Origin of the sequence: Nocardia vaccinii NBRC 15922, assembly GCF_001613305.1 — a bacterium.
In the GTDB taxonomy this organism is placed as follows: domain Bacteria; phylum Actinomycetota; class Actinomycetes; order Mycobacteriales; family Mycobacteriaceae; genus Nocardia; species Nocardia vaccinii.
In genome coordinates this window covers 12,186-37,419 of record NZ_BDCC01000002.1, presented here as the reverse complement: position 1 = coordinate 37,419, position 25,234 = coordinate 12,186, and the positions used below count along the sequence as shown (strand labels likewise).

The 25,234-nt window shown below is 67.0% G+C and carries 24 protein-coding genes, 1 tRNA gene and 1 pseudogene; 17 read left to right on the top strand and 9 right to left on the bottom strand.

Annotated features, from left to right (window positions below; translation table 11 throughout):
* Window position 1: 1 nt before the first annotated feature.
* From NV1_RS00245 to NV1_RS00230, 4 genes are all read left to right on the top strand, one after another.
* Window positions 2–1,165, top strand: coding sequence for an acyl-CoA dehydrogenase family protein (locus NV1_RS00245; protein ID WP_067884132.1), 1,164 nt, complete (start codon window positions 2–4; stop codon window positions 1,163–1,165).
* A gap of 9 nt (window positions 1,166–1,174) precedes the next feature.
* The gene (locus NV1_RS00240) at window positions 1,175–1,963 is read left to right on the top strand and encodes an enoyl-CoA hydratase family protein (protein WP_067884130.1); all 789 of its coding nucleotides are present in this window, start codon (window positions 1,175–1,177) and stop codon (window positions 1,961–1,963) included.
* Window positions 1,964–1,969: 6 nt separating this feature from the next.
* Window positions 1,970–2,599 (top strand): TetR/AcrR family transcriptional regulator, encoded by a 630-nt coding sequence (locus tag NV1_RS00235; protein WP_067884127.1) that lies wholly within the window; start codon window positions 1,970–1,972, stop codon window positions 2,597–2,599.
* Window positions 2,600–2,815: 216 nt separating this feature from the next.
* Window positions 2,816–2,888, top strand: a tRNA-Glu gene (locus NV1_RS00230).
* A gap of 101 nt (window positions 2,889–2,989) precedes the next feature.
* Here NV1_RS00230 and NV1_RS00225 read toward each other — a convergent pair.
* The 3 genes from NV1_RS00225 to NV1_RS00215 form a co-directional block, all read right to left on the bottom strand.
* The gene (locus tag NV1_RS00225) at window positions 2,990–4,237 is read right to left on the bottom strand and encodes a bifunctional glycosyltransferase family 2/GtrA family protein (RefSeq protein ID WP_067884124.1); all 1,248 of its coding nucleotides are present in this window, start codon (window positions 4,235–4,237) and stop codon (window positions 2,990–2,992) included.
* Window positions 4,238–4,353: 116 nt separating this feature from the next.
* Window positions 4,354–5,202 carry a bifunctional hydroxymethylpyrimidine kinase/phosphomethylpyrimidine kinase gene (gene thiD, locus NV1_RS00220; RefSeq protein WP_067884121.1) on the bottom strand — a complete coding sequence of 283 codons (849 nt, stop codon included), beginning with the start codon at window positions 5,200–5,202 and terminating at the stop codon, window positions 4,354–4,356.
* 176 nt (window positions 5,203–5,378) lie between these two features.
* On the bottom strand, window positions 5,379–6,515 hold the full coding sequence (locus NV1_RS00215) for an epoxide hydrolase family protein (RefSeq protein ID WP_067884118.1): 1,137 nt from the start codon (window positions 6,513–6,515) through the stop codon (window positions 5,379–5,381).
* An 87-nt stretch (window positions 6,516–6,602) separates the two neighbouring features.
* Here NV1_RS00215 and NV1_RS00210 point away from each other — a divergent pair, with 87 nt between their 5' ends.
* Complete coding sequence (locus NV1_RS00210; protein ID WP_067884115.1) at window positions 6,603–7,250, top strand: TetR/AcrR family transcriptional regulator; 648 nt, start codon at window positions 6,603–6,605, stop codon at window positions 7,248–7,250.
* Between the two features lie 61 nt (window positions 7,251–7,311).
* On the opposite strand, the pseudogene NV1_RS46680 reads toward NV1_RS00210, so the two are convergent.
* A pseudogene (locus NV1_RS46680) lies at window positions 7,312–7,434 on the bottom strand (bifunctional hydroxymethylpyrimidine kinase/phosphomethylpyrimidine kinase); the annotation flags it as partial.
* 83 nt (window positions 7,435–7,517) lie between these two features.
* On the opposite strand from NV1_RS46680, the gene NV1_RS46280 reads away from it, so the two are divergent.
* Complete coding sequence (locus NV1_RS46280) at window positions 7,518–7,652, top strand: hypothetical protein (RefSeq protein WP_281181758.1); 135 nt, start codon at window positions 7,518–7,520, stop codon at window positions 7,650–7,652.
* 116 nt (window positions 7,653–7,768) lie between these two features.
* Here NV1_RS46280 and NV1_RS00200 read toward each other — a convergent pair whose 3' ends face one another.
* Window positions 7,769–8,476 (bottom strand): DUF5995 family protein, encoded by a 708-nt coding sequence (locus tag NV1_RS00200; protein WP_373864565.1) that lies wholly within the window; start codon window positions 8,474–8,476, stop codon window positions 7,769–7,771.
* 745 nt (window positions 8,477–9,221) lie between these two features.
* Here NV1_RS00200 and NV1_RS00195 point away from each other — a divergent pair.
* A complete protein-coding gene (locus tag NV1_RS00195) occupies window positions 9,222–9,662 on the top strand; it encodes a RelB antitoxin-like protein (protein ID WP_067884241.1) in 441 nt (146 codons plus the stop codon).
* Entirely contained in the window at window positions 9,638–10,093 is a 456-nt protein-coding gene (locus NV1_RS00190; protein WP_245713483.1) for a cytotoxic translational repressor of toxin-antitoxin stability system, read from the top strand. The genes NV1_RS00195 and NV1_RS00190 overlap by 25 nt, the downstream gene beginning before the upstream one ends.
* 184 nt (window positions 10,094–10,277) lie before the next feature.
* Here the strand turns inward: NV1_RS00190 and thiC are convergent, their stop codons facing one another.
* Window positions 10,278–11,918, bottom strand: a complete 1,641-nt coding sequence (gene thiC, locus NV1_RS00185; protein WP_067884105.1) for a phosphomethylpyrimidine synthase ThiC — start codon at window positions 11,916–11,918, stop codon at window positions 10,278–10,280.
* Window positions 11,919–12,283: 365 nt separating this feature from the next.
* Between thiC and NV1_RS00180 the strand changes: the two genes are divergently transcribed.
* From NV1_RS00180 to NV1_RS00170, 3 genes are all read left to right on the top strand, one after another.
* Window positions 12,284–12,892: a TetR/AcrR family transcriptional regulator gene (locus NV1_RS00180; protein WP_245713482.1), complete on the top strand. Its 609-nt coding sequence runs from the start codon at window positions 12,284–12,286 to the stop codon at window positions 12,890–12,892.
* A 249-nt stretch (window positions 12,893–13,141) separates the two neighbouring features.
* Window positions 13,142–14,968, top strand: a complete 1,827-nt coding sequence (locus NV1_RS00175; RefSeq protein WP_067884100.1) for an acyl-CoA dehydrogenase — start codon at window positions 13,142–13,144, stop codon at window positions 14,966–14,968.
* Window positions 14,969–15,192: 224 nt separating this feature from the next.
* The gene (locus NV1_RS00170) at window positions 15,193–15,831 is read left to right on the top strand and encodes a hypothetical protein (protein WP_067884098.1); all 639 of its coding nucleotides are present in this window, start codon (window positions 15,193–15,195) and stop codon (window positions 15,829–15,831) included.
* A 10-nt stretch (window positions 15,832–15,841) separates the two neighbouring features.
* Here NV1_RS00170 and NV1_RS00165 read toward each other — a convergent pair whose 3' ends face one another.
* Genes NV1_RS00165 through NV1_RS00155 form a run of 3 tightly spaced genes read right to left on the bottom strand, consistent with a single transcriptional unit; the run spans window position 15,842 to window position 18,249 of the window.
* Window positions 15,842–16,657 (bottom strand): exodeoxyribonuclease III, encoded by an 816-nt coding sequence (locus tag NV1_RS00165; protein ID WP_067884097.1) that lies wholly within the window; start codon window positions 16,655–16,657, stop codon window positions 15,842–15,844.
* 49 nt (window positions 16,658–16,706) lie between these two features.
* Window positions 16,707–17,669: an N-acetylglutamate synthase, CG3035 family gene (locus tag NV1_RS00160; RefSeq protein WP_067884095.1), complete on the bottom strand. Its 963-nt coding sequence runs from the start codon at window positions 17,667–17,669 to the stop codon at window positions 16,707–16,709.
* On the bottom strand, window positions 17,659–18,249 hold the full coding sequence (locus NV1_RS00155; protein WP_067884093.1) for a peptide deformylase: 591 nt from the start codon (window positions 18,247–18,249) through the stop codon (window positions 17,659–17,661). The genes NV1_RS00160 and NV1_RS00155 overlap by 11 nt, the downstream gene beginning before the upstream one ends.
* 126 nt (window positions 18,250–18,375) lie before the next feature.
* On the opposite strand from NV1_RS00155, the gene napA reads away from it, so the two are divergent.
* From napA to NV1_RS00125, 6 genes are all read left to right on the top strand, one after another.
* Window positions 18,376–18,720: a nucleoid-associated protein NapA gene (gene napA, locus NV1_RS00150; RefSeq protein WP_067884091.1), complete on the top strand. Its 345-nt coding sequence runs from the start codon at window positions 18,376–18,378 to the stop codon at window positions 18,718–18,720.
* A gap of 39 nt (window positions 18,721–18,759) precedes the next feature.
* Window positions 18,760–19,317, top strand: coding sequence for a LytR C-terminal domain-containing protein (locus tag NV1_RS00145; protein WP_245713481.1), 558 nt, complete (start codon window positions 18,760–18,762; stop codon window positions 19,315–19,317).
* Between the two features lie 144 nt (window positions 19,318–19,461).
* A complete protein-coding gene (sodC, locus tag NV1_RS00140) occupies window positions 19,462–20,145 on the top strand; it encodes a superoxide dismutase[Cu-Zn] (RefSeq protein WP_067884089.1) in 684 nt (227 codons plus the stop codon).
* Window positions 20,146–20,156: 11 nt separating this feature from the next.
* On the top strand, window positions 20,157–21,302 hold the full coding sequence (locus NV1_RS00135) for a glutamate--cysteine ligase (RefSeq protein ID WP_067884087.1): 1,146 nt from the start codon (window positions 20,157–20,159) through the stop codon (window positions 21,300–21,302).
* Window positions 21,303–21,386: 84 nt separating this feature from the next.
* Complete coding sequence (locus NV1_RS00130) at window positions 21,387–22,757, top strand: phosphatase PAP2 family protein (RefSeq protein ID WP_307627628.1); 1,371 nt, start codon at window positions 21,387–21,389, stop codon at window positions 22,755–22,757.
* A gap of 154 nt (window positions 22,758–22,911) precedes the next feature.
* The gene (locus tag NV1_RS00125) at window positions 22,912–25,125 is read left to right on the top strand and encodes an AAA family ATPase (RefSeq protein WP_067884238.1); all 2,214 of its coding nucleotides are present in this window, start codon (window positions 22,912–22,914) and stop codon (window positions 25,123–25,125) included.
* Window positions 25,126–25,234 lie beyond the last annotated feature (109 nt).

The following is a 25,234-nucleotide window of genomic DNA, read 5'->3' as shown; positions in this document are numbered from 1 at the left end:
AATGAGTTTCATCGAATCCGACGAGCAGAAGGCGCTGCGGGCCGCGGTGGCCGCACTGGCCGAGAAGTACAACTTCCGGGACTACGCCGGACCCAAGGCGCGTCGCAACGAACCGTACGACGAATTGTGGGCAGAGGCAGGCAAACTCGGCTTCCTGGGCGTGAATCTGCCCGAGGAGTACGGCGGTGGCGGCGCGGGCATCTACGAACTCGCCCTGGTGCAGGAGGAACTCTCCGCACGCGGCTGCGGCCTGCTGCTGATGGTGGTGTCCCCGGCCATCTGCGGCACGATCATCACCAAATACGGCACCGCGGACCAGAAGAAGTACTGGCTCACCCGCCTGGCCGACGGTTCGTCGAAGATGGTCTTCGGCATCACCGAACCCGACGCCGGATCCAATTCGCACAAGATCACCACCACCGCCCGCCGCGACGGCGGGGACTGGATTCTCAACGGCCGCAAGATCTTCATCTCCGGCGTGGACCAGGCCGAAGCGGTGCTCATCGTGGCCCGCACCGAGAACGCCAAGACCGGTAACCTCCAGCCCGCGCTGTTCATCGTGCCGACCGATGCCCCCGGCCTGGTCAAGACGGCCCAGAAGATGGACATCATCGAGCCGGACAATCAGTTCACCCTGTTCCTCGACGATGTGCGCCTGCCCGCCACCGCTCTGGTCGGCCAGGAGGACGCGGCCATCGCGCAGCTGTTCGCGGGGCTGAATCCGGAGCGCATCATGGGTGCGGCGATGGCGGTCGGCATGGGTCGCTACGCCATCGATCGCGCGGTCGAGTACGCCAAGGAACGCGCGGTCTGGAAGGGCGTGCCGATCGGTGCGCACCAGGGTCTTTCGCATCCGCTCGCCCAGGTGAAGATCGAGCTGGAGCTGGCCAAGTTGATGATGCAGAAGGCCGCGGTGCTCTACGACGCGGGCGACGACTTCGGTGCGGCCGAGGCGGCGAATATGGCTAAATACGCTGCGGCCGAGGCGAGTATCAAGGCGCTGGACCAGGCCATCCAGACGCACGGCGGCTCGGGCCTGACCGCCGATGTGGGCCTGGCCGGGATGCTCGCCGCCGCCCGGATCGCGCGGGTCGCGCCGGTCAGTCGCGAGATGATCCTGAACTTCGTCTCCCAGCATTCGCTGGGCCTGCCGCGGTCCTACTGAGGGGCTGATATGAGCGAAACTCCCGGTGCCCAAGCGCCTTTCGTGCGGTACGAGGTGAGTGACGGCTTCGCCGTGCTCACCCTGGACTCCCCGCACAACCGCAACGCGCTGTCCTCGCGGCTGGTGCGGGAACTGCTGGCCGGGCTCGAACGCGCCGCCGCCGACGAATCCGCGCGCGGTGTCGTCCTGGCCCACACCGGCAACACCTTCTGTGCCGGTGCGGATCTGAAGGAAGCTCTGGACGCCGACCCGGCCGCCGCCGCGGATATCCGGACCCGATGGATGATCCGGGTGCTGCGCGACATCCTGGGACTTCCCAAACCCGTTGTGGCACAGGTGAATGGCAATGTCCGAGCCGGTGGCATGGGAATCCTCGCCGCCTGCGATATCGCCGTCGCGGGCCAGTCGAGCACCTTCGCGCTCACCGAGGCGCGAATCGGCCTGGCCCCCTTCATGATCTCGCTGACACTGCTGCCGCGCCTGACCGCACGCGCGGCCGCCCGCTACTACCAGACCGGCGAGACCTTCGATGCCGCCGAGGCCGAACGCGTCGGCCTGATCACCATAGCGGCGCAGGATGCGGTGGCGGAGGTGAACCGGTTGCGCGGTGAATTGCGCAAGGGCTCGCCTCAGGGGCTGGCCGAGAGCAAGCGACTGGTGAACGCGTCCCTGCTCGCCGAGTTCGACCGCTCGGCCGAGGAGTTGGCGAAGCGGTCCGCCTCGTATTTCGGAACGCCCGAGGTCGTCGAGGGTATGACGGCCTTCTTTCAGCGGCGGCCGCCGAGCTGGGCAGAATAGCCCATCATGGCTACCCCGCACGAACCCAAGCAGGACCGCAGCCGGGCCACCCGGCAGCGGCTGCTCGAATCGACCATCGACACGCTGGCCGAAACCGGTTGGGCGGCGGCCACCGTGGCCGTGGTGGCCGAACGGGCGGGGGTGTCACGCGGTGCGGCACAACATCATTTCCCCACCCGAGAGGATCTGATCACCGCCGCACTCGAGTACATGTTCGACATCCGCATCGCCCAAGCCGAGGGGGAGGCGCTGAGCCTGCACCGGATCGCCGAGGGCGTCGGCCGCACCGAGGCGGTGGTGGGTTCGCTGGTCGAGTCCTATACGAGCCCGCTGTTCAAAGCGGCCCTGCAGGTGTGGACGCACGCCGCCGCCGATCCCGCCCTGCGCGAGCGCATCGTCCCGCTGGAGGCCCGGTTCGGGCGGGTCTCGCATCGCATGGCCGTGGCCGCGCTGGGCGTCGACGACTCCGATCCCGTCGCTCACCACCTCGTCCAGGCCACCATGGACCTGGCCCGCGGTCTCGGCCTGGCCGACGTCCTCACCGACGACTCCGCCCGCCGGAAGGAAATCGTTGCCCAGTGGGCAAGCACCCTGCACACAGTCCTGGATGCCCGCCCCGGTACCCGGACCGCGTGAACCCGACCGGGCAGTGGCCCCCCGCTGGCCTCCGTCCGGCGCGGGCGTGGATCTCGATCGGGAGCCGAGTCGTCCCGGACCCGACGAAACTCGAATGACCAGGGATATTCCGATCCGCTCGATTCGACGCACGGGGCCGTGGGTTCGGGCGGCTGTGATCCAGCCGACTTGATTTGGCCGATGGCCGCGCGGCGGTTACGCTGAACGGGTTGTTCTGGCCCCGTCGTCTAGCGGCCTAGGACGCCGCCCTCTCAAGGCGGTAGCGCGGGTTCAAATCCCGTCGGGGCTACGTCGAAAAGCCGCATGGATCATGCGGCTTTTTCGCTGTCTGTATGAAAGCGGCTGTAGCGCAGCCGGATTCGCTGGCGCATGAGCCCGTGGCCCGTTGGATCACGCGAGGTTCTCGGCGACCCGGGAACCGCCGACCGCATTGCGGAACACCCAGCGCAACCCGATGAACCGGATCAGCGTGGCAACCAGGTTCGCGACCACCAGCACCAGCAGTTGCAGATGCACGGCCGCTCCGGGAGCCCAGTGATGCAGGGCGAACAGCGAACCACTGGTCAGGCACCAGGTGAAGACGAAGATCAACAGGCCCTGCACCTGATGCGAGACGGCCTGGCTCGAACCGCGCACACCGAAGGTGAACGCCCGGTTCGCCGTCGTATTACCGATGGCCGTGATCAGCAGCGCCAGGAAATTCGCCGCCTGCGCACCCGTGAGCGGCTGCAACACCAGGTACAGGACCATGAAGGCGAGCGTCGAGATCACCCCGACGATGCCGAATCGCACCGCCTGCCCGACCATGCCCAGCGGTACGCCCTCCACCAGCGGCTCCCGCCCGATCGCGGCGCGCAACTCGTTGATGGGCAACTGCCCGGTGGCCAGGGCCCGGCCCAGCCGCCGGATCCCCCGCAGATCCTTGCGGGCGGTATCGATGATCTCCACCCGCGAATCCGGATCATCGATCCAGTCCACCGGCACCTCGTGAATCCGCAACCCGGCGCGTTCGGCGATCACCAGAAGTTCGGTGTCGAAGAACCACTCACCGTCCTGTACCAGCGGCAATACCAGCTGGGCGACATCGGTGCGGATGGCCTTGAACCCGCATTGCGCATCGGAGAACCGCGCCCGCAGCGATGCCTTCAGAATCAGGTTGTAGGACCGGGAGATGAATTCCCGTTTGGGTCCGCGCACCACGCGCGATGATTTGGCCAGCCTGGTCCCGATCGCCAGATCCGAATGTCCGGACACCAGCGGCGCGACCAGCGGCAACAACGCGTTGAGGTCGGTGGACAGATCGACGTCCATGTACGCGACGACCTGCGCGTCGGAAGCCTCCCAGGCCGCCCGCAGCGCCCAGCCGCGCCCCTTGCGATCCAGGTGCACCACGCGCACGTCGTCCAACTCGTCGGCCAGCCTCTGTGCCACGGCCAGAGTGGTATCGGTGGACGCGTTGTCCGCTATCGTGATCCGCGCGCTGAACGGGAAGCCCTCACCGAGGAATTCGTGCAGGCGACGGACGCAAACACCCAGGTCGCGCTCCTCGTTGTAGACCGGGATCACCACATCCAGCACGGGCGTCAGTACGGCATCGTCCGGATCGCACTCGTGAGCCGCCGTTGCGGTGTCGGTCATGGGCTCCACCGTTGAGGACCAGCCTTGGTTCTGGCTGCGGCAGAGCTGGGAGATTCCTGGGAGAGTGGCCGCAGGGGTTGCGCGATCGAGGTTTCGAACAAAGAATATTTGCCCCCTCAATCATGGGAACGCAGCCGCCACAGCGGTGAGACCGGCCCGTGCCCGGCGCCCAGATCGTACGACGCGGCCAGGCAGCGGGTGGTCCACTCCTTGCCGAATTCCACCGCCTCGGGAACGGTGTAACCGTGCGCGAGCGCACACGCGGTGGCCGCGGCCAGGGTGTCGCCGCCGCCGTGGTCGTTACCGGTGGCTATGCGCGGGGCGGACAGCTCGACGAACGTGTCACCGTCGTAGAGCAGATCGGTGCTGGACGCCGACGAACGCAGATGTCCGCCCTTGACGATCACCCAGCGCGGTCCCAGCGCGTGCAGCGCCTCGGCCGCCTTGTATGCCGTGCGCTCGTCGACGACGTCGATTCCGGCCAGCAACCGCACCTCGTCCAGATTCGGCGTGACCAGGGTGGCGCACGGGATCAGCCTGTGCCGCACCGCATCCAGCGCCTCGGCGTGCAGCAGCGGATCGCCGTGCATGGACGCGGCCACCGGATCGACCACCAGCGGGATCGTTCCGTCACGCCCGATGCCGAGTTCCCGGCACACCTCCGCCACCGCCTCGATGATGGCAGTGGAGGCGAGCATGCCGGTCTTGGCCGCGCCGATGCCGATATCGCCGACAACGACCCGCACCTGGTCCGCGACCACTTCCGGCGGTATCTCGTGAAATCCGCTGACTCCCACCGAGTTCTGCACTGTCACCGCCGCCACCGCCACGCAGGCGTGCACGCCCAGCATGGCCATCGTGCGCGAGTCGGCTTGGATCCCCGCGCCTCCACCGGAATCGGTTCCGGCGATGGTGAGCGCGCGAACGGGGGTCCGGCCATCGGATGTCAGCGGCAGGAGTTTCACAGATCCGACATTACGACCCGCCGAGGCAGGACGCGCAGTGCGGGATCGTTCACCGGCTCCGGACCCGTCGGGTGCTTCGAGTCGCTCACTTCGGCGAGCGCACCATCGAGGAACACGGCCCCGCTTTTCCGCCCGCCCAGATCTGCCGGGCCGGCCTGCCGCGCGGGGTGTCCGGCTCAGTTCAGCCCGGCGAAGAACTGCCGGATGTCGCCGATCAGTTCATCCGGTGCCTCGTGCGCGGCATAATGCCCGGCAGCGTCGTTGGCGCTCCCGGTCGCGGAGCCGACGTCGTAGCTGTGCCAGCTGACGATGTTCTTGTGATCGCGCTCGGCGAACCGGCGGATCGACTGGAAATCACCCTTGAACATTGCCAGCGCGATCGGCACGGTGGTGGGTTCGGTGGCGGTGCGCGAGGCGTGCGCATCCTCGTAGTAGAAGCGGGTCGAGGACGCCGCAGTGCCAGTCAGCCAATAGATCGCCACGTTGCCGATGACGAATTCCGCATCCAGCGACTCACCGAACAGTTGGGCATTCCAGCCGAGCAGGCCGAGCGGTGAATCGGTCAGTGCGTAGGCCAGGGTCTGCGGCTGCTGACTGTGCAGAATGTTGAACGCCATCTTGTTCTGATGGAACCACTGCAGGTGCGCCAGTGCGGCACCATCCTCGGCCGACAGCCCGTCCATCTCGGCCGGGTCGCCGGAGGGGAACGAAAACAGCTGTGTCACATGGACTCCGATCAGACGGTCGGGTGCAAGCCTGCCCATCTCGGGCGAGACCATCGAACCTCCGTCGTTGCCGATTGCGGCGAAACGGTGATAACCGAGCCGATCCATCAGCTCCAGCCAGGCCTGAGCGGTGCGGTGGGTACCCCATCCGGTGCTGCGGGTCGGCCCGGAGAAGCCGAAGCCCGGCAGGGACGGGATGACAACGTGAAAGGCGGGTTCCTCGGCTGATTCGGGCTCGGTCAGTGGCCCGATGACATCGAGATATTCCAGGACCGAGCCCGGCCAGCCGTGGGTGAGGATCACGGGCGTCGCATCCTCGCGGGTGGAGCGCACGTGCAGGAAATGGATGTCTTCGCCATCGATCTCGGTGGTGAACTGCGGGTAGGCGTTCAGTGCGGATTCAAGCGCACGCCAGTCGAATTCGTTGACCCAGTAGTGCGCGAGCGTACGCACCCGATCGCCCGGAACGCCGTAGGCGTCGCCGGTGCCCGGCAGCTCGTTCGGCCACAGGGCTCGGTGCAGACGATCGGCCAGATCGTCGAGACGGGCCTGCGGGATGTCGATGCGGAAGGGGCGGATCGCGCTCATCGGATCTCCTAGATTCGGAACAGAATGATTCGTTCTGTTTGAGGCTATCAGAACGGATTATTCCGTTTCAAGTGCTAGCCTGAGTTCATGTCGAAGACCGCCGGAAGTCCGGCTTCCACGGGTCTGCCGGGTCGCAAGGCGCAGGCTGCCCGCAATGACGGAATCATCCTGGAAGCCGCCCGCGAGGTGTTCCTGGATGATGCGAGCGCTCCCATCGCCGCCGTCGCCGAGCGTGCAGGGGTCGGGATCAGCGCCCTGTATCGCCGTTATCCATCCAAAGCGGCGCTACTGCACACTCTCTGCTATAACGGACTGTGCCGTTTCAATGCCGAAGCCGAAGCGGCACTGGAGAATTCGGATGACTGGGAGGTCCTGGTCGACTTCCTGCACCGCGTGGTCGACGCCGACGTCCATTCCCTGACCGTCCGCCTCGCGGGTACCTTCACCCCCGGCGACGAGATCCTGCCCGAGGTCAACCGCTCGGGCGAGCTGAGCGAGCAGATCATCGACCGCGCCCGCCGCTCCGGCCGCCTGCGTCGCCAGATCGGCACTACCGACCTGGGCCTCATTCTGGAATCCTGTGCCGCCATCACCCACCCCGACCCGCGCCGCGCCACCCAGCTGCGACACCGCGTTCTGCGGGTGATCATCGACGGTCTGACCGTCGACTCCGATCTCCCGGGGCCGCCCCCGGAACCGGGTGAATTCGCCTATCGCTGGGCGCCGCGCGGGTGAGTCACGCCGCCCGGCACCACCGTTCGCCATCCGCTGCCCGGCCGATTCGGATCCGGCTGGACGCGCGCACGCCGAGCATTGCCGTCGTTCGCGAATCGGCCTGAACGCCCGCGCCGCCGCCGGAATCGGTTCCGGCAATGGTCAGCACCCGGATCGGCGTGCGGCCGTCGGGTGTCAGCGGCAGGGGTCTCGCGGGATATGGCACCACGACCCAGCCATCCGGGACCCGCGGTGTGCGAATTAATGAAAACGGTTATCATTATATCTGTGATCGCGTCGCCGAACGTCCCGCTGCCCGTGATCGTCCTGTCCGGATTCCTCGGCATGGGCCCGCCGGAGCCGTTGCCTGGCGACAGTATTCGAACCCTTCCCGCCTGGGGCGAGCTGCACGAACACGCATGAGGGGCGCGTTCGTGCAGCTCGCAGTGGGTCGGTAAGTCCTGGTCAGTGGTCGAGCGCCGGCGCGGTCGTGCCGGCCGGGTGGGGGAGCCGAATCGGCGCACCCGTACCGCTGGCGCTCAAAGTCCGCCGAGCCGCGTGAGGACGTCGAACGCGGTTTCGGTGGACTGGTGCAACGTCCGAATCTCTGCCACGGTCGCGTCGTGGGTGGTCGGGTTCTGTAGTGCCAGACCGTTGCCGAATACGATCACGTTGTAGCCGTCGTCCGAGGCCCGGAGCATGGGACCGGTCGCAACGCCTTGCCCGACGAGCCGATCCAGCCCTTCGCCGAGAAAGTAGAAGCGCCACAGCGGCCCGATGTCGACGCCGTAGGCCGCCTTGGTGCGATCGATGATCGGAAGCCCCTGCTGGGCGATCGCGTCGACAATACGGAAGTGGTCGCCCGCATCCTCCGGCCGTGCGCCCACCGCCGCAACCGAATACGCCAGATCGACTGTGAGATGGGCGTTGTATCCCGCCATCGCCATCCGCGCGCCGGAGATGCCGCAGTCGGCCGCCAGCGAAAAATACTGTGCCCAGTGCGATTCCACGGCCTCACCCGTGAATTCGCGGTGAAAGCCGACCAGCAGCCGTCGCGCGAGCTCCAAGCTGACCGCATGCGCGTAATCGGGGTGCGCGAACGCCGCCGGATCGCGCTGCAACGGCATCACGGCCCGCTGCTCCGCCAGGTCGAGCCCGACCAGAAACAGTCCCCGCCGATCCCGATGCCGCACCAGAATGTCGGCAATCCGGTGATGCCGCTCGATAGCATCGCTCAACCGCCGCATCGGCGTCCCCGACAAGCTGCTTGTATCCGATAGCGCGGCAATCGCACCGACCTCACGACCGGACAACGAACTCCCACACCCCGCGGCTCCGGCCGAAGGTGCCTCGGCAGCCGCCGGAGCGACACTGAAAGCCAAAGCGGCACAAGCAATTCCAACCAGAACCCACCATGCAACCCGAACCATCCCGGTCCTCTCCGTGCGCTGATGTACGGTCACAGGCCCCATCGCAACTGCGGCAATTAGATCATCGTGAGGTGCCTCACGCACCCGAGCGACACAGCGCGCGAACTGGCCGTGCTACCGCACCGCGCGCTGGAATCCGGAGCAGCGGGGCTCACGGTTCGCCGCAGGGGACATACATGATCAAGCGGCGCTGCGACAGCAGCAGAATGCCGCACTTTTTCGCAAGATGGCTGTGAGCAAGAGCGACGAGGAAGTGGCGGCTTTGAGACAGATGCTGTCGAACCGGCCGCGAAACGACTGAGTCCGCAATCACTCACGCTGAAAGCATCTCCGTTGTGGATCTGCGTGAGCCGGAGCCCTCGTCGTGGAATCAGCAGGCGAGCCGAACATCTTCGTATCGACAGAGACGATCGGCGTCGGTCCAACCAGATCGCCGACGAGCTCCTGGCACCTGCCCGGCACTGGTGAGACCGAACCGACTGCGGCGTGGCACACTTGGCGTGCCGGTTAAGTCATGTACATGATGTACAGCATGTACATGGCCCGGAGGATGGAGAGGCCGATGACCACCAAAGAGCGAATCACTTCGGTCACCCGTTACGACTCGATGAAGAATGCCCGTGACCACTTCAGCCAGATGCTGACAACTGCCGAGGAAGGCAACGTGGCAGTCGTCTCGCGCCAAGGGAAGGTTTCCGCCCTGGTGGAGATCGGACGCCTGCGGTTGCTGCTGGCTCACATCATCCGTCCACACGACCCGCAGGTAGTCCGAGAGAACGGGAACTGGGTCGCATATCTGCCGGGTCTGCCGCTGGCAGTGGAAGAACCCGACCTCGATACCGCGATCACGGCACTGATCGAGGCAATGCGCGAATACGCGGCCGACTGGCAGGACCACCTGCATTCGGCGCTCAACCATCGTGGCAACACCGATTTTGTGCAGTTCGTGGAGCTATCCACCGACGAACAATTACGAGAGTGGTTGACGGCGGCCGAACAGTGACTCAGCACCCTCCTGGCAACAAGAAGGCCCATGAGGCGTTCTGCCGCAATGATGAGTGGCAGCTCGTTCGCAACGCTACGGGCGGCGTCGTCGGCCACCATCAGACGTGGGAACTGCCGTTGTCGGACGGTCGTATTCTCCGTACCCGAATCTCCCGCCCTGTGGACAACACTGACTACGGGGCCAAGATGTGGTGCGAGATTCTCAGGGGGCAACTCGAAGTCGACGAGGCCCGGTTTTGGGCATGCGTCAACGATCGAATGCGACCTGTGCGGATAGCGGAGACCGTCGCGGTCCCGGACAAGGAACCTATCCCATTGGGAGTTGTCGAGAAACTGATGCGGCTTGCGCACCTAACTCCGCAGGAAGTCGAGAGCATGACCAAGGCTCAGGCTGTTGCTCGGTTGAATCAGTTCTGGGCCGAGCAGTAACGAAGTCCCGCACTCGCCATCGATCGACAGTGCCACCGCGTGCGACCTCCCGGTCGGCTCGGTCCAGCGACGTAGCACCGGACATGATGGAGCCCGATCCCGTCGTCCCGGCGGAGGCCGGGGTCAGGCGGGACCCCGGCCTCCGCGGGGAGGCCGGAACCGGGATCGGTTGTGGGGGAATCGGTTACGAGACGACCGGGAGGTACACCCGGTTGCCGGATTCGGTGAATTCTGCCGACTTCTCCGCCATGCCCGCCTCGATCGCGTCGACGTCGGTGAGGCCATGGCTCTCGGCGTATTCCCGGACATCGGCGGAGATCCGCATGGAGCAGAACTTCGGGCCGCACATGGAGCAGAAGTGCGCGGTTTTGGCGGGCTCGGCGGGGAGGGTTTCGTCGTGGAATTCGCGGGCGGTGTCCGGATCGAGGGACAGGGCGAACTGGTCGTGCCAGCGGAATTCGAAGCGCGCCTTGGACAATGCGTCGTCACGGTCCTGAGCGTGCGGCAGGCCCTTGGCCAGATCCGCCGCATGCGCGGCGATCTTGTAGGTGATCACGCCGGTCTTCACATCGTCGCGGTTGGGCAGGCCCAGATGTTCCTTGGGCGTGACGTAGCACAGCATCGCGGTACCGGCCTGGGCGATGATCGCCGCACCGATTCCGGAGGTGATGTGGTCGTACGCGGGCGCGATATCGGTGGCCAGCGGGCCGAGCGTGTAGAACGGCGCCTCCTCGCACAGCTCCTCCTCGAGCCGCACGTTCTCCACGATCTTGTGCATCGGCACGTGCCCGGGGCCTTCGATCATCACCTGCACGCCATGGGATTTCGCGATCTTCGTCAGCTCGCCCAGGGTGCGCAACTCGGCGAACTGGGCCTCGTCGTTGGCGTCCGCGATCGAACCGGGGCGCAGGCCGTCGCCGAGGGAGAAGGTGATGTCGTACTTCGCCAGGATCTCGCACAGCTCGGCGAAATGCGTGTACAGGAACGATTCCTGATGATGCGCCAGGCACCACGCGGCCATGATCGAACCGCCGCGCGAGACGATTCCGGTCACCCGCTTGGCGGTCAGTGGCACGTAACGCAGCAGCACCCCGGCGTGCACGGTCATGTAGTCCACGCCCTGCTCGGCCTGCTCGATCACGGTGTCGCGGTAGAGTTCCCAGGTCAACTGCGTCGGATCGCCGTTCACCTTCTCCAGCGCCTGATAGATCGGCACCGTGCCGACCGGTACGGGCGAATTGCGCAGAATCCACTCGCGGGTCTCGTGAATGTTCTTGCCGGTGGACAGATCCATGATGGTGTCCGCACCCCAGCGGGTGGCCCACACCATCTTCTCGACCTCCTCGGCGATCGAGGAGCTCACGGCCGAATTGCCGATATTCGCATTGATTTTCACCGCGAACCGCTTGCCGATGATCATCGGCTCGGATTCGGGATGGTTGTGGTTGGCCGGAATCACCGCGCGGCCCGCGGCGACCTCCTCGCGCACCAGCTCGGGTGAAACCCCTTCGCGCGCAGCGATATACCGCATCTCGCTGGTGACGATCCCCTGCCGGGCCCAGGCCAGCTGGGTGGGCGGGCCGGCCAGGTCGGGTTTGGCCCAGCCGTCGCGCAGCTTGGGCAGGCCGCCCTCGAGATCGATCACCGCGGCATCGTCGGTGTACGGGCCCGAGGTGTCGTACACGTCGAAGTGCTCACCATTGCTCAGATTGATCCGGCGCACCGGAATTCGCAGGTCATCGACCTGCTGATAGTGCTTGACACTGCCCTGAACGGGACCTGTGGTCACGGACTCGACCGTGCCCCGGACGTGATTCGATGACATGTGAAGCCTCCCTACGCCGGCATTACCCGGTCAGGTTCGAACGGTCGACGGCCCTGGTCCGCCCGAATGGGCTAGCCGTCCTCTCAGCCCGCTGGTGCGAGCCCCCGCATGTTCGGTTGTGGTACCCGGCCGAGAGTACATGCCCGAAGCGGGGTCCGTCAGCGGACCCGGCGGAAATTTCGCGGCGCCCGGCGGGCCGCGAGGACAATCGATACCCCGGTCGGCGCGGCACCGATTATTGTCGGTCGATGACCCGCAGCAAATCCTCCGCACGGACAGAATCCGTGGCGGTCAATCACCGGACCCGTGGTCTGGACGCGGAGCAGCGCAGTGTTCGGCGTCGCCGCAAGGTTTTGGAAGCTTCAATGGATTTATTTGCTGTTCAGGGATTTTGGGGAACATCGATCGAACAGATCTGCCAATCCGCCTATGTCGGCACAAAAGCCTTCTACGAACATTTCGAGAGTAAGGAGGCTTGCTACAGCGCACTGCTCGATCAGGTAACGGCACATACTCAGCAACAAGTTGCCGAACAAGCCGCCGCGGTCGCCGAACTGCCCTGGTCACAGCGCTCGCCGGTGGTGATCGCCGCATTCGTGCACGCCATCGCGGACGATCCGCGGGTCGCGGCGGTCGCCTTCGGCCAGGCCGGGGGCATCTCACCGGTCGTGGAGCGGCAGCGTCGTCGGTATCGCCGCTCGGCCGCGGCCTTCCTGGATGCCCAGTGGTCCGGCGATCCGGATCCGGACCAGGAGCGGCAGCGCCGCAGGCTGGCGCTGGCCCTCGGCGCGATCGGCGGATTGTTCGAGCTCGTCATCGACTGGTTGTTTCATCACGACGACGGCGGGTGCCCGGACACGATGGAATCGCTGGTCGAGAATCTCAACCGCTACATCACCGCGGTCGGCGCCGGTCGCGCCGGAGCGCTGTGCGAGCCGCAGTGCCGTGAGATATGCGCGGCATCCGGGAAATGAATCTTCTGCCGCTTGTGGATAACTTCTGGCAATTACCGAATGTGAAGTCCGATACACCCATGTCCGGGAAGTAACAGCCTGTTCGGTAGGTGGGCGAGTTAACGATCCAGGCGGCCGTGAGCCTACGGTTGCGTAGCCTGACAGTTGTACGGCAACCTCCAGATGTAACTGTCGACCAGCGTGCGCGGCCGGATTCGCGGATCAATGTTTCGCCCTCGTACGCTGCAATTCCGCCGAGGAGGCCGGTCCGTGTCGCACTACAAGGCGAACGTTCGTGATATCGAGTTCAACTTGTTCGAGGTGCTGGGAATCGGGGCGCTGCTGGACGGCGGCGCCTACGGCGATCTGGACGCCGACACCGCGCGGGGCATGCTGGGCGAGGTGCTGCGCCTGGCGGAGGGGCCGGTCGCCGAATCGTTCGTCGACGCCGACCGCAACCCCGTCACCTTCGACCCCGCCACCCACTCCGCCGTCGTCCCGGATTCGATGCGCAAGACCGTGGCCGCGGTGAACGAGGCGGGCTGGTCCGGCCTGGGTATGCCCGAGGCGATGGGCGGTGTCCCCGCGCCCTCTCCGCTGATCTGGGCGACGCAGGAAATGCTTGTGGCAGCGCATAATTCGGCGAGTTTCTTCAATATGGGCCCGCTCATGCACGAGGTGCTGTTCCGCGAGGGCACCCAGGAGCAGCAGCGCTGGGCGACCCATGCGTGGGAGAACCGTTGGGGCGGAACAATGGTGCTCACCGAGCCCGACGCCGGTTCGGATGTGGGCGTGGGCCGCACCAAGGCGATCCAGCAGCCCGACGGCACCTGGCATATCGAGGGGGTCAAGCGATTCATCTCCGGCGGTGACGTCGGCGATACCGCGGACAACATCTTCCACCTCACCCTGGCCCGCCCCGAGGGCGCGGGCCCGGGGACCAAGGGACTGTCGCTGTTCGTCGTCCCGAAATTCCTGTTCGATTCGCAGACACTGGCATTGGGCGAGCGCAACGGGGTGTACGTCACCAACCTCGAGCACAAGATGGGGATCAAATCCTCGCCCACCTGCGAATTGACCTTCGGCGCAGATCATCCCGCGATCGGCTATCTGGTCGGCGACGTGCACAACGGCATCGCGCAGATGTTCAAGGTGATCGAGCACGCCCGGATGATGGTGGGCGTGCTGTCGGCGGGCACGCTCTCGACCGGATACCTGAATGCGCTGGAGTACGCCAAGACTCGCGTCCAGGGCGCGGACCTGACGCAGAACAGCAACAAGGCCGCGCCGCGCGTCACCATCACCCACCACCCGGACGTGCGCCGCAGTCTGGCCTTGCAGAAGGCGTATTCGGAGGGGTTGCGCGCGCTGTACCTGTACTGCTCGGCGTATCAGGATGCCGATGTGGCGCAGGCCAATTTCGGCGCGGACGCCGATGTGGCCGCGCGGGTGAACGATCTGCTGCTGCCGATCGTCAAGGGCGTCGGTTCCGAGCGCGCGTACGAGACGTTGACCGAGTCACTGCAGACCTTCGGCGGTTCGGGGTATCTGCAGGACTATCCGGTCGAGCAGTACATCCGTGATGTGAAGATCGACTCGCTGTACGAGGGCACCACCGCGATCCAGGCGCAGGACTTCTTCTTCCGCAAGATCATTCGGGACAAGGGCGTCGCGCTGGGACATGTGGCCGGGCTGATCGGGAAGTTCGTCGAAGCCGAGGGCTCGGTGTTGAAGGCCGAGCGCGAACTGCTCGGCGCGGCGCTGGCCGACGTGCAGGCCATGGCCGCCGCGCTGACCGGCTATCTGATGGCCTCCCAGCAGAATCCGGAGGAGATCTACAAGGTCGGCCTGGGTTCGGTGCGTTTCCTGCACGCGGTCGGCGACCTGGTCATCGGATGGCGGCTACTGGGGGGCGCGAAGATCGCGCAGATCGCGCTCGACGGCGGCCCGAGCGAGAAGGATCGGCTGTTCTACACCGGAAAGGCCGTTGTCGCTTCGTGGTTCGCGAAGAATCAATTGCCGCTGCTCAGCAGCGTGCGCACGGTGATCGAAAACCTGGACAACGACATCATGCGGCTGGAGGAAGCCGCTTTCTGAGCTCGCCGACAACTGTCCGGAAACGAGACGACCGATTTGGTGCGCACATGGGTGACTCCCGGGGAACGCCCAGGAGGTGGCCGTCACCTCACCTCCTCCCCGACTCGGGGACCCCTCGCACCTGACCGCACGCTGAAGGCGCGCAGAGGCGGCGGAGTTCCGGTCTCGTGGCAGTTGTCTTGTTCCGGTATCGGTTCGGCGGCGGAACCAGTACAACTAGCCACATGGTCTTCCCCGTGGAGTTCGGCTGGATTCAAGTGCTGCTGGGGCTGCTGTTCGCGGTCGCGCTCGTACTGCTCGTCACCGCGCTGTTCAAAGCGCGCCGGGTCGGCTGGCACGTGCTGGCCCGAAGGGGTAGCAGCGCACTGGTTCTGGTCCTGATCGCGGTGCTGGTCCTGTGGGTGACCACGTTGCTGCGTGCCTACCTCGGGCTGACCGGTGAGGTGAAGGCGGCGCACGTCGTCGCGAAATCCGTTGCCAACAGTCCGCATACCCTCGATGTCGAGGTGACCGTCTACGGCGATCGCGACCACGCCGACACCCACGCCACCTATCTGGTCGAGGGCGATATGTGGGCCCTGCAGGCCGATATCGTCGAACTCGAGCCGTGGGTCAACGCCCTGGGGTTCCACTCCGGCTACAAACTCACCCGCCTGTTCGGCGAACGCCAGGACGGCACCGCGGTGAAACAGAACCAGATCTTCCTCAACGGCAGCGACCGAGACTTCTTCGCGGACATGCAGAACCACACCTGGTACACCCACCCCTTCGTCCGCTCCGCCTACGGTAACGCCGTGATCGCCACCCCCGGCGCCTACGACGTCTTCATCTCCCAGGACGCCATCAAGACCCGCCCCGCCTAGCCGAGCGGTGTCACTCGGCGATTTCGGCCACCACCGGGGCGTGGTCGGAGGCGCCCTTGCCCTTGCGTTCCTCGCGGTCGACGCCCGCGTCGGTGACGCGGGCGGCCAGCGCGGGGGAGGCGAGGATGAAGTCGATGCGCATGCCCTCCTTGCGGGGGAAGCGCAGTTGGGTGTAGTCCCAGTAGGTGTAGACGCCGGGACCCGGGGCGAAGGGGCGCATGACGTCGGTGAAACCGGCTTCGGCGATGGCCGTGAAGGCCGCGCGTTCCGGTTGGGAGACGTGGGTTTTGCCGTCGAAGAAGTCCATCGACCAGACGTCGTCGTCGGTGGGGGCGATATTCCAATCGCCGACCAGGGCGATCTGCGCCTCGGGGTGTTCGGCCAACCAGCGTGCGCCCGAATCACGCAGAGCGGCAAGCCATTGCAGTTTGTAGGTGTAGTGCGGATCGTTCAGGGCGCGGCCGTTGGGCACGTACAGGCTCCACACCCGAACCCCGCCACAGGTCGCGCCGAGCGCGCGGGCCTCGACAACCGGCGCGGCCAGCAGGGAAGCCTCGGCGTCCTTGTCGAAACCCGGTTGCCCGGGGAAGCCGATCTCCACCTCGTCCAGGCCGATGCGCGAGGCGATCGCCACCCCGTTCCACTGGTTGAACCCGACGTGCGCGACCTCGTAACCAGCGTCTTCGAAACGCTCGGAAGGGAATTGGTCGTCCCGGCACTTGGTCTCCTGGATCGCCAGCACGTCGATGTCGGCGCGGTCGAGCCAGCCGACCACCCGGTCCACCCGGGACCGAATCGAATTCACGTTCCATGTCGCCAGACGCACTGCCGGCTCACCTCTTTCGCTCTCCGGCCCGGCGCGGCCGCGCGGATGTTCAGTCGGGCACGGCGTACCGGTACCGGTGGTGTTCGATGAAACCCATCTCCCGATACAGCGCCAACGCCGCCGCATTCTCCACCTCCACTTGGAGGTAGGCGTGGGTGGCGCCGCGCCGCTGGCCCCAGCGGATCAGCTCCGCGCAGAGCAGCGTGCCGAGTCCGTGGCGGCGGTGCGGCGCGGCGACGGCGATACTGCTCAATCCGACCCAGCGCCGCCCGTCCGGCGCCACGGTGACCGCGCCGCGCCCGATCGCCAGGACGCTGGGCATACCCAGCGCGGCGAAACCCACTTCGCCCTGGTGGACTGCGGCCAGCACGTCGCGATCCGGTTCCACCGGCGCGACCGGCGTGGTGTCCTCGCCCTTGAATCTATGCAGCTCCAGCCATGCCGCATTCGGTTCGGTGTCGATGCGCACCATCGAGGGACCCTGTGGCAGAACGATATTGCCGATATCGATGCCGAGAACCGCCACCTCGCACCAGGTGCGGTAGCCGGGCAGTTCCGGAACCAGCCGGTCCGGCAGCGCCAGCTGCACCGGCAGATCACGCTCGGCGTACCACTCGGCGATCCGGGTCAGCGCGCCCGGGGTCAGCTGCACCGGACCGTCCACGGTCCCCAGCGGCAGAGCCGAATTCGCGCGCCGGGTATAGCCGTTCCCCGCGCGCACCAGCCACCCGTCGATCCAGGCGCGCTCCACGCCCGGCCAGCCATCGGCCGCCGCGGACTCCAGCGCCCGGATCTCGCGAGTGCGAATCGGCCTGGGCGACAACGTTCTCGCCGCGACGACGCGTTCGGCCGGAATGGTGATGGTGCTCCCGTCCGGGATCCGCACGGCCAGCGGGTCGAGCGTCACGAGTTCGCCGATGATATCGGTGAACTGGTGTGAATCGTCGGCGGGCAGGCGGTAGCGGACCACGACCCGCCGCCCCGGAACCAGCTCGTCGGGCTCAGTCGTCATGTCCGAACGGGTCCGCAACCGATCCGGGCAGCCAGCTCGAACCCGGTGTGCCCCAACCGTTTCGCTTGATCGCCTTCTTCGCCGCGCGGGCGTTGCGCCCAATCAGCACGTCGACGTAGAGGAAGCCGTCCAGGTGGCCCACCTCGTGTTGCAGCATGCGGGCGAAGAAGCCCTTGCCCTCGATGGCGACCGGATCGCCCTTCTCGTCGGTGCCGGTCACCCGCGCCCACTCGGCGCGGCCGGTGGGGAACTGCTCACCGGGAACCGACAGGCAGCCCTCCTCGTCGTCATCGGGATCGGGCATGGTCTCGGGGATCTCGGAGGTCTCCAGCACCGGATTGATCACCGCGCCGCGACGACGATTCACCGTGCCGTCCGCGTCGACGTCGGGGCAGTCGTAGACGAACAGGCGCAGTGCCACGCCGACCTGATTCGCCGCCAGGCCAACACCGTTGGCCGCGTCGAGCGTCTCGTACATGTCCGCGATCAGCTCGGCGAGTTCGTCCGGTGACTGGGTGACCGGTTCGGTCGGGTTGTGCAGCACCGGATCGCCGACGATGCGAATGGGGAGAATCGCCATGGTCGCATACTTTACGCGGCGCCGTGGCGGGTCCCGACACGCCGTGTGACGCATCTTGTATCTCCGGCATCCGTGGTTCAATGAGCGACGACGTATCGTCTGGTGGTTACTCGGCGAGGGAGCATTATGGACAGCGCAGCGGCCCGGAATCTTTCCGCAAGCGAGGACAGCTCTTCCGCGAGCGAGGTCCTCGGCACGCCGGGTGCGGAGCAGTTCGTCGACGGACTCGACCGTCGCGAGCTCGAGATCCTCGATTTCGAACGTAAATGGTGGAAGTACGCGGGAGCCAAGGAAGAGGCCATCCGTGAACTGTTCGGCATGTCCGCCACCCGCTACTACCAGGTGCTCAACGCCGTCGTCGACAAGCCCGAAGCCCTGGTCGCCGACCCGATGCTGGTCAAACGCCTGCGCCGGTTGCGGGCGAGCCGTCAGAAGGCCAGGGCGGCACGACGACTGGGCTTTCAGGTGTGATCCGCGCGTTCGGATGCACGGACGGTTAGGGTTGCACCTGTGAGCAACCAGAATCCGGCCCCGGGTGGACTGCCGCTGCGTGCGCTCGCCATGGTGTTGATCGCGGTGGCCATCGTCTTCGCGGGCCTGGGCGCGATGTCCATGTCGGAGTCGCAGGCCGACAGTTCGGCGTCCTCGGATTCGGCCACCTCGACGACCGCGCAGGCCGCGGCCACCTCGGCGCAGCCCGCCGCCTCGACCGCGCACGGCACCTCGTCCGCGGCGGCCGAGACGACGACCACCACGACCGCGCCGACCACGACCACAGCCGCGGGGGTCGACAAATCGATTCCGGTGCGGGTGCTCAACAACAGCACCGTCGCGGGCCTGGCCGCCAAGACCGGGGCCAAGCTCACCGCCGGCGGCTGGAAAGTCGCCTCGACGGGTAACTACGCGACCAGCGTATTGTCGAAAACCACTGTCTTCTACGAGAATTCGCCACACCAGCAGGCGACCGCCGAAGCGATCGCCAGTCAGCTCGGCGGGATCGCGGAGCCTCGAACCGCCGCGCTCGCCGGATCGGCTCCGGGCATCATCGTCATCGTCACCGGCGGCTGACTCCGGTGGCACGATGTCCCGCGCCTACGTTGTGTAGTAGCCCCGCGCCTGCACCGCGGAACGGCTCTGGCATCATCTTGAGCGGTAACGAATTTGTCCACCCAGCTTTACTCGTAAACTCGGTACTCGTAAAGGAGTTCCCCGATGGCCCCGTTCACGACACGTCGCCCGTCCCGGCGGATCGCGATCCCGGTGCTGGCGGTCGCGGCCTTGGGCCTGGCAGCCTGCACCAACAGTCAGGAGTCGAGCGACGTGAAGGGGACGACGCCGCCGGTGTGGACGGGTACGGCAGGCCCGACCGGCGCCGCGAACGCCAGCGAGAATCCCGCTTCCCCGGGCGATTCGGTGACGGTGGAACTCCGGGATCCCTTCCGTGCGAGCGTCGGGTCGGCCAAATTCGTCAAAGCCGGTGATCACCTGGAGCTGACCGTCGACGCGCACGGTCTGCAGCCCGGATTCCACGGCCTGCACATCCACCAGGTCGGCAAGTGTGAGGCGAACTCGGTCGCTCCCGCGGGCGGCGCTCCCGGTAACTTCCTGTCCGCGGGCGGGCATCTGCAGGTCGGCGACGCGCACGCGATGCCGGCCAGCGGTGACCTGACCTCGCTGCAGGCGCGCCGTGACGGCACGGCCCACCTGGTCACCACCACCGACGCGGTCACGCTGGACCAGATCAAGGGCAAGGCCCTGATCATCCACGCTGGTGAGGACAACTTCGGCAACATCCCGACTCGATACACCCAGGCCAACGGCACTCCCGGCCCGGACGCCGAGACGCAGGCGACCGGCGACGCGGGCGGGCGTGTCGCCTGCGGTGTCATCGGGTAGGCAGGTACGCCATGGGCGGGGCCGGCATCAGTAGGGTTCCGTGGAACGGCTCGCCTCGCCCGACGCTCGGCGTCGAGTGGGAGATCGCACTCGTCGACAAGCAGACCCGTAATCTGTCCAATACCGCCGCGGCCGTCTTCGACGAGGTCGGTGATCTGCGTGCGCACGACGGCAGGCCGCAGGTCACCAAGGAACTCCTGCGCAACACCGTCGAGATCATCAGCGGGGTGCACGACACCGTCGGTGAGGTCGTCGACGATCTGCACGGCACCATGGACACGGTGCGCCGTGCCGCGGCCCGGCTGGGTGTGGACCTGTTCTGCGCCGGAACCCATCCGTTCGCCCAGTGGTCGGCCCAATTGCTCACTCGCACAGAACATTACGACGAGCTGATCGATCGCACCCAGTGGTGGGGGCGGCAGATGCTGATCTGGGGCGTACATGTGCACGTGGGAGTTTCGCACCCGGAGAAGGTCTTTCCGATCCTGAACACGCTGCTGCTGTCCTATCCGCATCTGCTGGCGCTGTCGGCCTCCTCGCCGATGTGGACGGGCGTGGACACCGGCTATGCCAGCAATCGGGCGATGATGTTCCAGCAGCTGCCCACCGCGGGACTGCCGTTCCAGTTCGAGAACTGGTCGCAGTTCGAGGCTTTCGTGCGCGACGAGACCAAGACCGGAGTCTTCGAACAGCTCGGCGGGATGCACTGGGATATCCGGCCCGCCCCGAAGTGGGGCACGATCGAGGTCCGGGTATGTGACGGAATCACCAATCGCGCGGAGCTTTCCGCGATCGTGGCGCTCATCCACTGCCTGATCGTGGATATCGATCGCCGGGTCGAGGCAGGTGAAACGCTGCCCGTGCTGCCGCCCTGGCATGTGCAGGAGAACAAGTGGCGCGCAGCACGTTACGGGCTCGACGCGATCGTCATCACCGATGCCGACAGCAATGAACGCCTGGTGACCGACGACCTGTCCGACATGCTCGAACGGCTCGAGCCGACGGCTGAACAGCTCGGCTGCGAACGCGAACTCGCAACCGTCGCCGATATTCCCGAGCGCGGCGCGTCCTATCAGCGTCAACGGCGGGTGGCGGCCGCCGCGCAGGGTGACCTGGTGGCCGTGGTGGATGCGTTGGTTCGCGAACTCGACACCTGAGGCCCGCTGCGGCTATCGCCTACCAGACGCCGGTGATTCAGCTGGCCAGGGGGGTGGCGTTCATCGCGTGTTTACTATAGGTCCGTGCTTCTCGATGATCATCGCGCCGGCTACGGCGATTCGCGCCGCAGCAGGCCGCGATGGCCGTCGAGGCGTACCCGGATGGTCGTCGCGGTGGCGGCGGTACCGCTGCTGCTGCTCGCCTTGCAGATCGTGGCCTCGCGCAATGGGTTCGAGGGTCCGCTGCAGAGTGTGTGGCACGACTACTTCGGAACGCCCAAGTCGATGTCGATGCCGTGGGCCGGGCTCGGGCTGGCGCTGGTCGGATTGTCCTGGCGGCGGCGGTTCGTGACGCTCGCGGCCGCGTTCGTGCTGGACGCGGTGATCGCCGGAGCACGCGTGGCCCTCGGCGGGCCGTTCACCTTCGGTAATGGCGCGGTGATCGCGCTGACCGGGGTCGCCCTGGTGGCCTGGTTGGGCTGGGAGGGGCGTGACAAGCGCAACGCACTGCACGCGGCCGCCCTGGGGGCGCTGTTGATCCTGGCCACGAAGGTCGGTGACGTCTGGCTGCACATCACGGTGATGGCCGGGCCGAATGTGCTGGATCGCTATGTGGGGCTGGCCGATCGCGCGCTGGGTGAGCCGGCGTGGACGGTGGCGCGGGCGCTCGGGTCGTTCGGTCCGGTGCCGCCCGCCGTGCTGCACTGGGTCTACATCGAACTGCCCGTCGCGGCGATGGTGATCGCGGTGTGGCAACTGCGGCACGTGGCCGCGGCGTCCAATCGCGCGGGGGTGTGGCCGAGTCACTACCTGGTGCGGACCTTCCTGGTGCTCGGTCTGGTCGGGCCGATCGGCTACCTGCTGTTCCCGGTCGTGGGGCCGATGTTCGCCTTCGCCCCCGACGGGCACGGGCTGCAGATCGGCGATTTCTGGCCGCATCATGTGCCGCCGTTCGATCACGCGCCCGCCGCGCTGCGGTTCGACGCGTTCACCCCGCGCAACTGCATGCCCTCCATGCACGCGGCCTGGTCGACATCCATTTTCCTGCACTCGCGCCGCGATGCCGACGGTTCGCCCGCACCGCGCTGGCTGCGTTGGGGAGGCGCGTTCTGGGTGCTGGCGACGCTGACGGCCACCCTGGGATTCGGCTACCACTACGGCTCGGACCTGATCGCCGGCGCGGTCCTGTGCCTGACCGTCGAATCGGCCCTGCGCGCCCCCGAACGGGGCTGGGACCGTACCCGCATCCGACTCGTCGCCGCGGGCGCGGCCTTGTTCGCCGCCCTGCTGTCGAGTTTCCGCTACCTGGCCCTGTGGATGGCGCAACATCCCGTCCCCGCGGGCCTGATCCTGCTGCTGCTCGTAGCCGCCTATTCCGGCGCCTTCTACAACGCCTGGTTCGCCCGCACCGCGACCGGCAGCTCCAGCGACACGGAGAACGTCCTCGCACGCTAGGTTCCGCCCACCTCGGACAACGCCAACTCCAAGGGTGCGGCCCGGGTCGATTGTGGACCGACCGGAGCTCAGGAGCGAAGCGGGGAAGGAGCAGCCCTTGGGGGGCCGCAGCCCCGCCGAGGCGAAGCGGAGGCAAAATGGCACAGTGTCCGATATCCCGGAGCTCGCGCTGGCCGCCCGACTCAACCATTCGGCCGCGGATGCGCGGCGGGGGGTGGTTCGGGTGCATCCGGAGGCGTTGGCGGCGCTGGGGTTGCGCGAGTGGGACGGGATCACGGTGATCGGGTCGCGGCGGACCGCGGCGGTGGCGGGGGTCGCTCCGGCGGGAACTCCGGCGGGGGTGCTGCTGCTGGACGACGTGACGTTGTCCAATGCGGGAGTGCGCGAGGATGCGACCGTGGTGGTTTCTCCCGCAACGGTTTTCGGTGCGCGCCGGATCTCGGTGACCGGATCGGCGCAGGCGATGCGCTCGGTTGCCGAGGCGACGTTACGGCAGGCGCTGCTGGGCAAGGTGGTCACCGTGGGGGATACGGTGTCGCTGCTGCCGCGCGATCTCGGGCCGGGCACCAGCACCGCGGCGGCCTCACAGGCGCTGTCCCGAACGTTCGGCATCGCGTGGACCTCGGAGTTGCTCACGGTCACCGCGACCGATCCGGGCGAGCGGCCGGTGAGTGTGCAGCCCAACAGCGCCGTCGTCTGGGGCGCCGGCGTTCCGGCGGTGGAGGCGTCGCACGATCCGGGTGCTTCGCGCGCACCGTCCGCCGAGCCGGGGACGCGAATCACGGTGCGGGAGCGGCCTTCCGCGGTTCCGGTGGCCGAACTCGCGGGCGTGCGGACGCAGGCCGCGAAGCTGACCGAATGGCTCAGCCTCGCCCTGGACGAACCCGAACTGCTGAAAACCCTCGGCGCGCCACCACATCTCGGTGTCCTGGTCACGGGACCGGCCGGAGCCGGGAAGGCGACACTGGCCCGCGCGGTGTCCACGCCGCGTCGCATCGTGGAACTCGACGGTCCCGCGGTGGGCGCGACCGAGAGCGGCACCCGGCTGCGCGAGGTCGCCCTCGCGGCATCCGAGATCGGTTCCGGCGCCGGCGGTGTGCTGTTGATCACCGATATCGATGCGCTGCTTCCGGCCGATCGCGAACCGGTGGCGACGTTGATCCTGGATCAGTTGCGCGCCGCGGTCGCCACGCCCGGAGTCGCCTTCCTGGCCACCACCGCTCATCCTGCGGGTATCGACTCCCGTTTGCGCGCACCGGAATTGTGCGATCGCGAGGTGGCGCTCACCCTGCCGACCGCGGTCGTGCGCAAGGATCTGCTGGCGCAATTACTGCGCAAGGTGCCGACCGACGGTCTGGCTTTGGACGAGATCGCTTCGCGCACGCCGGGTTTCGTGGCATCCGATCTGGCGGCGCTGTGTCGGGAGGCGGCGCTGCGGGCGGCCTCGCGGGCCAGCCGGGAGAAGTCCGATCCGATGCTGACCCAGCCGGATCTGGTCGGCGCGCTGGAGGTGATTCGTCCGCTGTCCCGCTCGGGCGCCGAGGAATTGGCGATCGGCAGCCTCAGCCTGGACGACGTCGGCGATATGACCGAGACCAAACAGGCGCTGACCGAATCCGTGCTGTGGCCACTGCGGCACCCGGACTCCTTCGCCCGCCTCGGCATCGACCCGCCGCGCGGTGTGCTGCTCTACGGTCCCCCCGGCTGCGGTAAGACCTTCCTGGTGCGCGCCCTGGCCGGGAGCGGGCAGCTCAGCGTGCACGCGGTCAAGGGCGCCGAGCTGATGGACAAGTGGGTCGGCTCGTCCGAACGCGCGGTCCGCGAATTGTTCCAGCGCGCAAGCGATTCCGCGCCCTCGCTGATCTTCCTGGACGAGGTGGACGCCCTCGCGCCGCGCCGCGGGCAGAGTGGCGATTCCGGCGTCGGTGACCGGGTCGTCGCGGCACTGCTCACCGAACTGGACGGCGTGGAACCGCTGCGGGAGGTCGTCGTGGTCGGCGCGACAAACCGCCCCGAACTGATCGATCCCGCCCTCATGCGCCCCGGCCGCCTCGAACGCCTGGTCTTCGTCCCGCCCCCGGACGCCGGCGGCCGCGCCGACATCCTGCGCACCGCCGCCCGCTCGGTACCGCTCGCCGCCGACGTGAACCTCGCCGACCTGGCCGCAACCCTGGACGGCTACTCCGCCGCGGACTGCTCCGCCCTCCTGCGCGAAGCGGCCCTGGCGGCCATGCGCCGTGACGTCGACGCCGCCGACGTCACCGCCGCCGACGTAGCCACGGCCCGTGCGGCGGTCCGCCCCTCCCTCGACGCGGCCCAGGTCGTTTCCCTGCGCGCCTACGCCGAACGCCGCGCAACCGACATCTGACTACCGCGCCGCCGCCTACCTGCCATACATACTGTTCACGCTGGTGTGAGTCGGCAACTCGCAGCGGCCGTCGGGTCGCCGTGCGGTGCTCATGCCGAGGTTTCGGGCC